Source organism: Pseudomonas sp. P4_D7, assembly GCF_056401755.1.
Window position 1 is genome coordinate 75971 of sequence record NZ_JBFUIR010000001.1, and the last position, 12760, is coordinate 88730.

The window sequence follows — 12760 nt, forward strand, 5'->3', positions numbered from 1 at the left end:
TCACTCAACCTGCGGCCGTGTCCATGCGCACCGCGCCACGGCGGTTTTGTCCGTATGCCATCACGCAGTTACGCCCCGCGCCTTTTGCGGCATAGAGCGCCTCGTCGGCGGACTTCAGCACTTGTTCCGGGTTGCGCTGCTCCACTCGTTCGGCAACGCCGATGCTGACCGTCACCGAAACGCTGGAAGCACCAGAGCCGGCGCGGCGCTGACGACCTTGCTGATCATCCTGCGGGCGGTTTTCCTGATTGCGTAGTTGAATGTTGTAGGACGCAATCGACTCGCGGATCACCTCAAGGTGCGGCATGCATTCCTCAAGGGTTTTGCCTGCGAACACCAGGGCGAATTCCTCACCGCCATAGCGATACGCCCTACCGCCACCGCTGATTTTCGACAGCTTGCTGGCGACCAGACGCAGTACCTGGTCACCGACATCGTGACCGTGGGTGTCGTTGAATTTCTTGAAGTGATCGACGTCGCTCATCGCCAATACATAGTTGCGACCCAAGCGCTGCATGCGTTCGTTGAGCGCGCGGCGGCCCGGCAGACCGGTGAGTTCGTCGCGGAAGGCCATCTGATAAGCCTCGTGCGCAACCGCAGCGGCAATCATCAACATCACCTGGCTGCACATGATGTTCAGGGTGAACGGCAGGATGAAGGTTTTCGGCAGCATCCAGAACACGCCGAGCAGGCCAACCAATTGCGCCGCATGCAGCGGACGTGGATTGCGCCAGTATTGCCAGGCCAATAGCAGGAACGCCGAGATGAACACTGGATACGAGAGCTGGATCAGACTCATCCACGCGCCGTGCAGCGCCGGCCAGCGAATTTCCGAGAGCCACATCAGCAATGCCTGGGGATAACTTTGCTCAAGCCCCAATGCCACGCTGCCAAAGGCCAGTAACACGGCGAAACGCGCGACCATGTCCTGGAACAGATGTGTACGTTCCTGCCATGCGGCGAACAAGCCGAACAACAACGGCAACAGCAGGCAGACGAGGTGGAAGACCACCGCAGCGTCTTCGCGGACCTTGCCGTTGTCGCGGTAATAGTCGGTCTGGGTGTCGAGCAGAAAGTAGGCGATGTACACCGTGAGCATCAGAAACAGCTCGCGCTGACGGCGATAAACCGCGCAATACGCGCCGCCCAGCAACAGCACCAACGTCGGCAACACGTTGAACAGCGAAGTGAAGAACACGCTGAGGTCTTTGACGTACGCAGCCGCCAACCCCGCTAGTAACAACAGCAGTGATGGCAGGAAATGACTGAAACGTACAGCGGAAGAACGCGGCAAGGGTAAAGCTCCGACCCGTCATAGCAAAGAGATGGCATTGTGCCTGCAATGCGTGCAGTTAAGCACACACAATGTGATCCAGATCACACGCAGTCTCTTTAACGGCAGAAAACCTGACTATCTGAGCGATTTGCCAAGTTTTTTGCCCGATTTGCCGTGCTGGCCACCATCACTGATGGCCAGGCTTGAAAATATCCCTCACAGATCGTTGTAGAACGGCAACAACGGCCCCTCCGCCGAACTCCGGCCCTCGGCCCCGTATGGCTTGAGCGAGAACAAAGCGTCGGTCGCTTGCCGGGTGGTGACTTTCGGACTGGCCGGCCGCTGGGTCACGGCGTTTTCATCGCCGATCTCGCCCTGCGGAAGAACCAGCGACGGATGATCGAACGGCGCCCGCTCCCAGGCCACGCGCGGATCGGTCAGGCCGACTTCCATGAATTTCACCAGTGCGTCGATCTCATCCGGCGTCAGGTTGAGATTGGTCATGTCCGGATCGAGATTTGAGGTGTTGTGCTGATTCGCCGAAGGATGCTCGAAACCGCTGGTGTTGTTGGCGACTTCGCCACGACGGTCGCCGCCACGGTTGTAGAACTCCATCACCTGTTTAAGCGTGGCGCGGCTGCCGTTGTGGAAGTAAGGCCCGGTCAGCGCGATGTTGCGCAAGGTCGGCGTCTTGAAGGCGCCGTCGACCGAATCACGGAAGTTGACGTTGGGCTTGAGCGTGGCGTCGCACGGAATCGCTGCGCTCAGCGGCGCCTCGAAGGTGCAGACATCGACGTCCAGCGGATCGGGGATGCTGCCGCCTTGCAACAGCTTGTTGTACTGGCGGCTGAACGACCATGGGTTACCCCAGGCATCCGAGCCACCGAGCGCGAGGTCTTCAGAGGTCGGACGTACACCGGTGTTGTAGAAGCCGTTGTCGTAAAGGGTGATCAGGTTATCGGCCATGACCATGCGTTCGATGCGTTCACGCGGGTGCATCAGCAGGCGGCTGGCCGCGTTGGTCAGCTCCGCGCCGCCGTGGCAATTGACGCATTTGCCCTTGCCGAGGAACAGATTCATGCCCTGAACCTGCTGCGCGTTCATCGCGGTTGAATCGCCTTGCAGATAAGCATCAATCGGCGCCTGGTCAGAGATCAGGGTGGATTCGTACATCTGAATCGCCAACCCGAAGAACAGCGGGAAGTTGGCTTCCATCTGTGTATACGGTGCACCGCCCACCAGCACATTTTGTGTGGCGTTCCACAGGCGTGGCTGGAAGGCATTTTTGATCAATTCGCGATAAGTCGGACGCCGCGCGCCGGATACCGAAGCGAGCACGGAGTCGTTGGAAGAAATCCGCTGTTGCTTGAGCATCAACTGATCAAGCATGCGCCGGCCGATGTCGGCGAAAGTGCGGCCACCGCAGGACATTTCCACCCCGCTCCCGGGCGGACCTACTGCTTGCGACGCCGCAGAAGCATCGTTAAGCGCCAGCCGGACTTTGATTGCCACGGTGCTGCGCTCGCTGGTCACGTAAATCGCCGCATCAGGGTCGCGATTGCCGAACGGCGAGAAGCCGTTAAACACGTTATTCGCCCGTCCGTCCCAAAAGTTGCGCACATTGAACGCTGCGTTGATCACCGACGGCGCGTTGCGCCCGGTGCTGCGGCGCACGTTGATGCCGCCGACCTGGAAGATGCCGTCAGGCTGCTGGGTGCATTTGTCGAAACGTGGCTGGTTGGGTTTGACGAAATTGGCGTCGAACACGCCTTGGGAGCCGATCACGTCGTCCGTCGAGTAAACAATCGGCGAGTTGCGCTCCAGTGGATTACTCAGCACATGGGTCGGGAAGTCGTTTTTCTTCAGTGTGTAGTTCGGCCCGCCCTTGCCGCCGGACAGCGTCGCGTAGGACGCCACATCGCCGGGAATATCCGACGCTACAAAGGGTTTGTTGAAGATCGAAGCGACGTTGGCATTGGTGTGCGCCTGGCCGGGGTTGAGCTGGTTGGTGATGCGGTGATCGACGCCGGCGTGGTAATGGCAGGACGCACACGCCGTGGCGCCGTCGCTGCCGACTTCCATGTCCCAGAACAGCGCTTTGCCCAGCAGGATTGCGGCGGACCGGTTGAGCACGTAGTCGGTCATCAGGTCGACTTTACGGCCACCCTCGGTTCCTGAGGGATCGGGCGGAACCATGCCTCGCAGTGATTGCAGGCTCGGCACTTGCGGCACCGGCGGATCCACTTCCACAGGATCAGCCGCCATGGCGCCGCAGGCACTTAGCGTGAGGGTTAACCCGACAAGTCGACAGATGTTCATATGCTTCACCCTGACGTTGTTGTTATGAGTTCGCCGGGCGAGAGGCGTCGTGAAACAGGACAGGATTTCTCGTGAGCGCCGGTTAATCTGCGCAGTGCAATTAATTGGCCACCCTTCCGAGAAACATTTTGAATCAATAAACGCTGGGGCTGCGCGTTGTCAGCTCACCGTTTCTGCTGGGGAAACATCCCCGGTGTTGGGGGTAATCCAGCGCAAAAAAAACCGCCGCCCCCTAAGGAGCAGCGGTTTTTCAAAAGACCACGTTAAGGCTTAGTAGCCCAGTGCGAAGTCTTCTTCTTTCATGTCCATCAGGTTGTTGGCGCCCGACAGCATGGTGGCCACGTGAGTACGGGTACGCGGCAGGATGCGCTGGAAGTAGAAGCGTGCGGTTTGCAGCTTGGCGGTGTAGAACGCTGCGTCGCCGGTGCCTTGTGCCAGCTTTTCAGCAGCCAGACGCGCCATGTCGGCCCAGAAGTAAGCCAGGCAGGCATAACCGGAGTACATCAGGTAATCCACGGAGGCCGCGCCGACTTCTTCGCGATCTTTCATGGCAGCCATACCGACCTTCATGGTCAGCTCGCCCCATTCCTTGTTGATCGCGGCCAGCGGTGCGACGAACTCTGCAACGGCTTCGTTGCCTTCGTTGTTCTGGCAGAACTTGTGGACGATCTTGGTGAAGCCCTTCAAAGCCTCGCCTTGCGTCATCAGCACTTTACGGCCCAGCAGATCGAGTGCCTGGATACCGGTGGTGCCTTCGTACAGCATCGAAATGCGGCTGTCGCGAACGTTCTGCTCCATGCCCCACTCGGCGATGAAGCCGTGGCCGCCGTAGATCTGTACGCCGTGGTTGGCGGACTCAAAACCGACTTCGGTCATGAACGCCTTGGCGATCGGGGTCATGAAGGCCAGCAGTGCGTCGGCTTTCTTTTTCTCTTCTTCATCGACGCCGTATTTGACGATGTCGACCTGTTTGGCGGTGAAGTACACCATCGCACGGTTGCCTTCGGCGAACGCCTTCATGGTCAACAGCATGCGGCGTACGTCAGGGTGCACGATGATCGGGTCAGCGGCTTTGTCCGGCGCTTTCGGGCCAGTCAGGGAGCGCATTTGCAGACGGTCGCGAGCGTATTTCAGGCCGCCCTGGAAACCGATTTCGGCGTGGGCCAGACCTTGCAGCGCGGTACCCAGGCGAGCGGTGTTCATAAAGGTGAACATGCAGTTCAGGCCTTTGTTCGCCGGGCCGATCAGGTAACCGGTAGCGCCGTCGAAGTTCATCACGCAAGTGGCATTGCCGTGGATGCCCATCTTGTGTTCCAGCGAACCGCAACTCACTGCGTTGCGTGCACCGACGGTGCCATCAGCATTGGGCATGAACTTTGGAACGATGAACAGCGAGATGCCTTTGGTGCCGGCCGGTGCATCCGGCAGGCGGGCCAGTACGATGTGGACGATGTTGTCGGCCATGTCGTGTTCACCGGCCGAGATGAAGATCTTGGTGCCGGAGACTTTATAGGAGCCATCAGCCTGAGGTTCGGCCTTGGTGCGCAGCATGCCCAGGTCGGTGCCGCAGTGTGGTTCGGTCAGGCACATGGTGCCGGTCCATTCGCCGGAAACCAGTTTGGTCAGATAGGCTTCTTGCTGCTCAGGGGTGCCGTGCTCGGAGATGGTGTTCATCGCACCGTGCGACAGGCCTGGGTACATGCCCCACGACCAGTTGGCTTCGCCAACCATCTCGCTCACTGCCAGACCCAGCGACTCCGGCAAGCCTTGGCCGCCGTGCTCAACGTCGTGCGCCAGGCTTGGCCAGCCGCCTTCGACGAATTGCTTGTAAGCCTCTTTGAAGCCGGTCGGGGTTTTCACGCCGGACTCGCTCCAGGTGCAACCTTCGAGGTCGCCCACGCGGTTCAGCGGCGCCAGTACCTGCTCACAAAACTTGGCGCCTTCTTCGAGAATGGCGTCAACCATGTCTGGAGTTGCGTCTGCGCAAGCCGGAAGGCTCTGATAGTGCGCTTCGTAGCCGAGCAGTTCGTCACGAACGAAGCGAATATCACGCAAGGGGGCCTTGTAGTCAGGCATAGCGATAAACCTCTGCTGATGTAACCGGGAATGAACGACCGTGTTGATTTGTTGTGACGGTCAAACAGTTGTTTGAAACATACGTTTACGCCGAAATCTTGTCAAGCATCGATCTTTTGCCGTTCGTCATCGCATCTTTCAAACGCCGGACACAGCAAACCGCCATGCGCTCGATCGAGTCACGGGTGCTGAAAAAAGATTAGTTGAGGGAGAAGGACTTACAACGAAAAACGCCGCGACAAAGCGCGGCGTTCAGGGTGTAGATGGCGAAAAATCAGGCGAAGGTGTCGATGATCGTACCGAGCATTTCGTCGGAAGCTTTGGCGACTTTTACGCCCAGCTCCACCTGAAATTTGCCTTGGGCCATTTGCACCATGTCGCTGCCCAGGTCCATTTGCTGGCTGCGATCAACGCCACGCAGACGATCGACCTGCGCTTCCGAAGACTGGCTGGTGACCGAACGCTCAATGGTGTTGTTGGCAATCTGGCTGGCGGCCTGATCAACGCGGTTCTGCCCGCTCTGAATCGAGCTCAGACCTGCATAAAAAGCTGTGTTACCGGAGATTTCCATAACAGTTCTCATCCTTGGGAAGGATCAATGGCGCCATTGAACCAGAGGCGCCAGAAAAACACCCGTCAAAAACACTAATGGCACAGTGCCTGCCCATAGAGAAAAGCTTAGTCGAGCAGATCCAGTTGCAAATGATCCGCTACCGCTTCGGCACTCAAGCTCTTGAGTTTCGGCACGCGCCCAAGGCATGGCGCCGGAATTCGCTCGGCCAATGTGGCGAGGTTCTCCTCAAGCCGCGAAGTCTTCGGATCGATGATATTCGCCACCCACCCGGCCAATTGCAGCCCATCACGGGCAATCGCCTCGGCCGTCAGCAAGGCATGACTGATGCACCCCAGCCGCACACCCACCACCAGAATCACCGGCAGCTTCAACGCAATCGCCAGATCCGACAGATTGTCCTGATCCGCCAACGGCACCCGCCAGCCACCCGCGCCCTCGATCAAGGTGAAATCGGCGTTCATCGCCAGAATCTCGCGCATCGGCGCCAGCAACGATTGCACGGTCAACGCTACTCCGGCCTCACGCGCTGCCAGGTGTGGAGCGATCGCAGGCTCGAACGCCACGGGATTGACCTGTTGATATGTCAGCGGCAGCGAACATTCGGCCAACAGCGCCAACGCATCGGAATTGCGCAGCCCCTTCGGCGTGACTTCGCACCCTGAGGCCACCGGTTTGCCCGCCGCGGTACTCAAGCCTGCTGATCGCGCCGCATGCAGCAACCCGGCAGCCACGGTGGTCTTGCCGACATCAGTGTCCGTTCCGGTGATGAAATAGGCTGCGCTCATACGGGTTTCTCCAACACGGCGTAGACCACCTGATAAGTCGCCGGCAATCCCGACGCTTCACGGAATTGCTCGTAAGCTTCCACCAGCCCGAGAATCCGCGCCCGTCCGGTCAAACCACCGGGCCGTCCGGGATTCAGATTGTGCGCACCCAAGGCCTTCAATTCATGGGTCAGGCTGCGCACATCGGGGTAATGCAGCACGTGAGGCTGATTATCCAGGCTCAACGTACGCAAGCCACTGGCCGTACACAGTTGCTCATAACGGGTGAACTCGCGGAAGCGGTTGACGTGCACCATCCCGTCGACCTGCCGCCAGCTGTCGCGCAACTCGAACAACGTCCCTACACAAAGACTAGCAAACGCAAAAATCCCACCCGGTTTCAGTACGCGAAAGGCTTCGCTGAGCACCGCATCGAAATCCGCGCACCATTGCACCGCCAGGCTGGAAAAAACCAAGTCGCAAGTCGAGTCCTGCAACGGCAGACGCTCCGCATCGCCAGCAATGAAGTAATCAGCGCCGCCCAACGGCCGCGCGTGATCGAGCATGCCCTCGGCAATGTCCAGCGCCAGACCATGGCCCTCGGCAAAATGCGCGGCCAGTGCCCGGGTGAAATAACCGGTGCCACAGCCCAGATCCAGCCAGCGCGACGGTGAAAAATCCGCCGGCAAGCGTTGAAGCAATTGTGTACCAACATCACGTTGCAACTCGGCGACGCTGTCGTAACTGGCCGCAGCGCGGGAAAAAGAGGCCGCGACCTGACGTTTGTCAGGCAAGCCGCCGGGCAGCACAAGAGACAAATCAGTCATCACCGCACTCATGTAGAAAAGCCTGGATAGCGCCCGCCAGTCCGTGGGGGTCTTCCAGAAGAAAGGCATGGCTGGCCTGTTCGATCAGACCGATTTCGATATCCGGCAACAGGACGAACAACGCCCCCGCCGCTTCCGCCGGGACCAGGCCGTCCTGTCCGGCGAACAGATGAAATTGCGGGCCGCGAAATGCTTGCAGTGCTTCGCGGGTGTCCAGTTGCGCGAGCAATTCCAGGCCCGCCATCAACGCCGACGGCGCCGTGTGCGGTGCGCCGCCGAGCATCAACCGCGACAAGCCGCGCGCATCTTGTGCACCTTGAGCACAGAGCAGCGAAAAGCGTTTGAGGGTCAGCCGGGGATCGGCCTGGCAACCGGCGAGAAATGCATCGAAGGTCTCGCCGGGCATCGCGGTCGGCCACTGTTCATGGGCAACGAAGGAAGGGTTGCTCGCCAGAGTCAGTAAACCGCAGCAGCGCTCGCCACGGCGCGCCGCCAATTCGGACGCGAGCATGCCACCCAGCGACCAGCCACCGAGCCAGACGTCTTGTGGAATGCGTTCATCGAGTTCATCGAGCCAGTCTTGCAGGTCACCGGAATCCAGCTCCGGCAGCGGCTCGATTTCCACTTTCAGATGCTCGTCGAGCCCTTGCAAAGCGGCGGCCAGAGGCTCCATCGGCGACACACCGAGGCCCCAGCCGGGCAGCAGAATCAGGCGATCACGCATGGCTTGGCTCCGACGACAGTTGGGCAAAGCAATCGGCCAGTCCCTCTAACAATAGCTGCACCTGCGCCTCGCTGTGGGCGGCGGTCAGGGTCACGCGCAAGCGCGCGCTGCCGGCGGGCACGGTCGGAGGGCGGATGGCGGTAACCATCAGCCCGCGCTCGCGCAACATTTGCGAGAACCGCACCGCACGACCGGCATCGCCAATCATGATCGGCTGGATCGGCGTGAAGCTGTCCATCAACTCCAGGCCGATCTGCTCGGCGCCCTGGCGGAACTGGCGGATCAAGGTCTGCAGATGCTCACGGCGCCAGTGTTCAGTGCGCAGCAGCTCCAGACTTTTCAGGGTCGCGCAGGCCAGCGCCGGCGGTTGGCTGGTGGTGTAGATGTAGGGACGGGCGAACTGGATCAGGCTTTCGATCAACTCTTCATTGCCAGCAACAAATGCCCCTGCCGTGCCGAACGCTTTACCGAGGGTGCCAACCAGTACCGGCACATCTTCCTGGCTCAAACCGAAATGCTCGACGATGCCGCCGCCGTTCGCACCGAGCGGCCCAAAACCGTGAGCGTCATCGACCATCAGCCACGCGCCTTTGGCCTTGGCTTCACGAGCCAATGCCGGCAGGTCAGCGAGATCGCCGTCCATGCTGAACACACCGTCAGTGACCACCAGCGTATTGCCGCTGGCTTTCTCAAGACGCTTGGCCAGGCTCACCGCGTCGTTGTGCAGATAACGATTGAAACGCGCGCCGGACAACAGACCCGCGTCCAGCAGCGAAGCGTGATTGAGGCGATCTTCCAGCACCGTATCGCCCTGCCCGACCAGCGCCGTGACCGCGCCGATATTAGCCATGTAGCCGGTGGTAAAGAGCAATGCACGCGGTCGACCGGTGAGATCGGCCAGCGCTTCTTCCAGAGCGTGGTGCGGGCCGCTGTGGCCAATCACCAGATGCGAGGCACCGCCACCGACGCCCCAGCGTTCAGCACCGGCGCGCCAGGCTTCGATCACTTGCGGATGATTGGCCAAGCCCAGGTAATCGTTGTTGCAGAACGCGAGCAATGGTTTGCCGTCGACCACCACTTCAGGCCCCTGCGGGGACTCAAGCAGCGGTCGCTGGCGATAGAGATTTTCGGCACGACGGGCAGCAAGGCGTGCGGCGAGATCGAAAGACATGCAGGCCTCGACTTTCAAGTGACACAGATCCCTTGTGGGAGCGAGCCTGCTCGCGAATAGGCCTTCACATCCAACATCAATGTCGACTGAGGCACCGCTTTCGCGAGCAGGCTCGCTCCCACAGGGGTTTTGCATTCCTTCAGAGGAATCCGCGCAGGTTTAAACGGCGGCGTTGTAGAACTGCTCGCTGCTCTTCTGCTCCACCAGCGCCTGTTCGATTGCGGCCTGGTGAACCTCATCGGAATGTTCTTCACGCGCTTCCGGCTGAATGCCCAGACGCGCGAACAACTGCATGTCCTTGTCCGCCTGCGGGTTGGCGGTGGTCAGCAGTTTGTCGCCGTAGAAAATCGAGTTGGCGCCGGCGAAGAAAGCCAGGGCCTGCATCTGCTCATTCATCGCTTCGCGGCCGGCGGACAGGCGTACGTGGGATTGCGGCATGAGGATGCGAGCCACGGCGAGCATGCGGATGAAGTCGAACGGGTCGACGTCTTCAGCATTTTCCAGCGGCGTGCCGGCAACTTTCACCAGCATGTTGATCGGCACCGATTCCGGATGCTCCGGCAGGTTGGCCAACTGGATCAGGAGATTGGCGCGGTCATCCAGCGACTCGCCCATGCCGAGAATGCCGCCGGAGCAGATCTTCATCCCCGATTCACGCACATAGGCCAGCGTTTGCAGACGTTCGCTGTAAGTACGGGTGGTGATGATGCTGCCGTAGAACTCCGGCGACGTGTCGAGGTTGTGGTTGTAGTAATCGAGCCCGGCCTTGGCCAGTGCTTCGGTCTGATCCTGGTCGAGACGGCCAAGAGTCATGCAGGTTTCCAGGCCCATGGCCTTCACGCCTTCGACCATTTTCAGCACGTACGGCATGTCTTTCGCCGACGGATGTTTCCACGCCGCGCCCATGCAGAAACGTGTCGAACCGATAGCCTTGGCGCGTGCAGCCTCTTCGAGGACCTTCTGCACTTCCATCAGCTTTTCTTTTTCCAGGCCGGTGTTGTAGTGACCGGACTGCGGGCAGTACTTGCAGTCTTCCGGGCAGGCGCCGGTCTTGATCGACAGCAGTGTCGACACCTGAACGCGGTTGGCGTTGAAATGTGCGCGGTGCACCGTTTGCGCCTGGAACAGCAAGTCGTTGAATGGCTGTACGAAGAGTGCTTTGACTTCGGCCAGAGACCAGTCGTGACGCAGGGTGGCGGTGCTGCTCGCGCTCATGGGTAGTTCCTTGGTTATGCTTGGCTGGCGGCTGCGGGAACGGAATACCCACAGGCGCGACACGGATGTTCGGCATATTTAAGGAAGAGTCATGCGCTGTCAACCACGATACGAAGGACAGGTTTACATCTGTTTAAATAATGTACAGACCTGCTTACTTTGCGATGAGCCGGCAGAAGCAGAAATGCCAATCTGCGTGGCCTGCGAAACGGATTTGCCCTGGCTCGGCGACCACTGCCAGACCTGCGCCCTGCCACTCTCTGCCGCCGACCTGACCTGTGGCGAGTGCCTGCTAGAGCCGCCGGCGTTCGAACAGGTGGTGGTGCCGTGGCGCTATGGCTTCCCGGTCGACAGTTTGATTACGCGTTTTAAACACAACGCAAAATGGCCGTTTGGCCACCTGCTCGCCGACGTTCTCGGGCAATACCTGCAACATCGCTTCGATGAGGGGTTGCCGAGGCCTGATGTGTTGTTGCCGGTGCCGCTGGCGAACAAACGTCTGCGTCAACGCGGGTTCAACCAGGCTGCGATGCTGGCGCGGTGGTTGAGTCAGTCACTGGGGTTGCCGTGCGAAGAACGGGTTCTGCGGCGAATCAAGGATACCGATGCTCAGCAGGATCTCGACGCCAAGGCGCGTAAAGGTAATCTGCGTAATGCTTTCAACCTCATGCCGGATGCGCGCATAAAAGACCGACATCTCGCGCTGGTTGACGACGTATTGACCACTGGCGCGACCGCACAGGCTCTCGCCCGGTTGCTGATGAACGCAGGCGCTGCGCGGGTTGATGTCTATTGCCTGGCCCGCACGCCGAAACCCGGAAACTGAAGCCAACGCAATGTTCATGTGGGAGCGAGCATGCTCGCGAAGGGGCCAGCACATTCAAAATCAATGTTGACTGACAAGCCGCTTTCGCGAGCAAGCTCGCTCCCACAGGGTTCTGCGTCAAGCTTGACTCTCGCGTTGCGAGCGGCCAACTTCCTCCTCCACCGCCACAGCAAAAAAGCACCCATTCATGTCCATGCCCTCCCTGCTCTCCCAGCACATCGTCCGCCGCCCGCAGCGCATCGCCCTGCTGCAACATATCGCCGAACAGGGCTCGATCACCCGCGCGGCGAAAAGTGCTGGCCTGAGCTACAAAGCGGCATGGGACGCCATCGATGAGCTGAACAACCTCGCGCAGAAACCGCTGGTCGAGCGCGCCGTCGGCGGCAAGGGTGGCGGCGGTGCGAAACTCTCCAGCGAAGGCGAGCGCGTTTTGCGCCTGTACCAAAAACTGCAGGCCTTGCAGGCCCAGGTGCTGGAGGCAGCGGAAGACGCCAGTGATCTGGATCTGCTCGGTCGTTTGATGCTCAGAACCAGCGCACGCAATCAGTTGCACGGCAAGGTCGTGGCGATCGAAGCGCAGGGCCGCAATGACCTGATCCGCCTCGAACTGGCCGAAGACCTGTGCCTCGACGCGCAGATCACCCACGACAGCACCGTGCATCTGGAGCTGCAAGCCGGCACCGAAGTGGTGGCCCTGATCAAGGCCGGCTGGCTGGAATTGCTCAGCAATGAGCAGCCTGCAACGTTTGGTCACAATCTTCTCAACGGCACCATCGAAACGATCCTCGACGCCGAGGATGGCCCGAGCGAAGTGCGCATTGCCCTGCCCAACGGCCATACCCTCTGTGCCCTGGCGGAACCGCTGGACCTGCGCACTCGCGGGCTGGGCGTCGCACAACCGGTGCAGGTGCAGTTTTCGCCGTCCAATGTGCTGCTCGGCACGCCGCTGTAATCAGGCGCTGCAACGAAAGCGTCATCGACGCTCATT

At 60.0% G+C, this 12760-nt stretch carries 11 protein-coding genes; 2 read left to right on the top strand and 9 right to left on the bottom strand.

The window, feature by feature from the left end; translation table 11 throughout:
- Nucleotides 1-4: 4 nt before the first annotated feature.
- The 9 genes from AC1DVF_RS00335 to bioB all read right to left on the bottom strand — a co-directional run bounded on the left by AC1DVF_RS00335 (nucleotide 5) and on the right by bioB (nucleotide 10946).
- Nucleotides 5-1294 (bottom strand): GGDEF domain-containing protein, encoded by a 1290-nt coding sequence (locus tag AC1DVF_RS00335; RefSeq protein ID WP_093429947.1) that lies wholly within the window; start codon nucleotides 1292-1294, stop codon nucleotides 5-7.
- 198 nt (nucleotides 1295-1492) lie between these two features.
- Nucleotides 1493-3595: a cytochrome-c peroxidase gene (locus AC1DVF_RS00340; protein ID WP_477781849.1), complete on the bottom strand. Its 2103-nt coding sequence runs from the start codon at nucleotides 3593-3595 to the stop codon at nucleotides 1493-1495.
- A gap of 270 nt (nucleotides 3596-3865) precedes the next feature.
- Nucleotides 3866-5671 carry a phenylacyl-CoA dehydrogenase gene (locus AC1DVF_RS00345; RefSeq protein ID WP_414927158.1) on the bottom strand — a complete coding sequence of 602 codons (1806 nt, stop codon included), beginning with the start codon at nucleotides 5669-5671 and terminating at the stop codon, nucleotides 3866-3868.
- Between the two features lie 274 nt (nucleotides 5672-5945).
- Nucleotides 5946-6242, bottom strand: a complete 297-nt coding sequence (locus tag AC1DVF_RS00350; RefSeq protein WP_093429944.1) for a pyrroloquinoline quinone biosynthesis protein PqqE — start codon at nucleotides 6240-6242, stop codon at nucleotides 5946-5948.
- 107 nt (nucleotides 6243-6349) lie between these two features.
- Nucleotides 6350-7030 carry a dethiobiotin synthase gene (bioD, locus tag AC1DVF_RS00355; protein ID WP_095050294.1) on the bottom strand — a complete coding sequence of 227 codons (681 nt, stop codon included), beginning with the start codon at nucleotides 7028-7030 and terminating at the stop codon, nucleotides 6350-6352.
- Nucleotides 7027-7836 (bottom strand): malonyl-ACP O-methyltransferase BioC, encoded by an 810-nt coding sequence (gene bioC, locus AC1DVF_RS00360; protein WP_460089115.1) that lies wholly within the window; start codon nucleotides 7834-7836, stop codon nucleotides 7027-7029. Before bioC ends, bioD begins: the two co-directional genes overlap by 4 nt.
- On the bottom strand, nucleotides 7829-8560 hold the full coding sequence (locus AC1DVF_RS00365) for an alpha/beta fold hydrolase (RefSeq protein ID WP_477781850.1): 732 nt from the start codon (nucleotides 8558-8560) through the stop codon (nucleotides 7829-7831). Before AC1DVF_RS00365 ends, bioC begins: the two co-directional genes overlap by 8 nt.
- Nucleotides 8553-9731, bottom strand: coding sequence for an 8-amino-7-oxononanoate synthase (gene bioF / locus AC1DVF_RS00370; RefSeq protein WP_477781851.1), 1179 nt, complete (start codon nucleotides 9729-9731; stop codon nucleotides 8553-8555). The genes AC1DVF_RS00365 and bioF overlap by 8 nt, the downstream gene beginning before the upstream one ends.
- Before the next feature lie 159 nt (nucleotides 9732-9890).
- Nucleotides 9891-10946, bottom strand: a complete 1056-nt coding sequence (gene bioB, locus AC1DVF_RS00375; protein WP_477781852.1) for a biotin synthase BioB — start codon at nucleotides 10944-10946, stop codon at nucleotides 9891-9893.
- A 91-nt stretch (nucleotides 10947-11037) separates the two neighbouring features.
- On the opposite strand from bioB, the gene AC1DVF_RS00380 reads away from it, so the two are divergent.
- On the top strand, nucleotides 11038-11772 hold the full coding sequence (locus AC1DVF_RS00380; RefSeq protein WP_477781853.1) for a double zinc ribbon domain-containing protein: 735 nt from the start codon (nucleotides 11038-11040) through the stop codon (nucleotides 11770-11772).
- A gap of 187 nt (nucleotides 11773-11959) precedes the next feature.
- The gene (locus AC1DVF_RS00385) at nucleotides 11960-12724 is read left to right on the top strand and encodes a TOBE domain-containing protein (protein WP_477781854.1); all 765 of its coding nucleotides are present in this window, start codon (nucleotides 11960-11962) and stop codon (nucleotides 12722-12724) included.
- Nucleotides 12725-12760 lie beyond the last annotated feature (36 nt).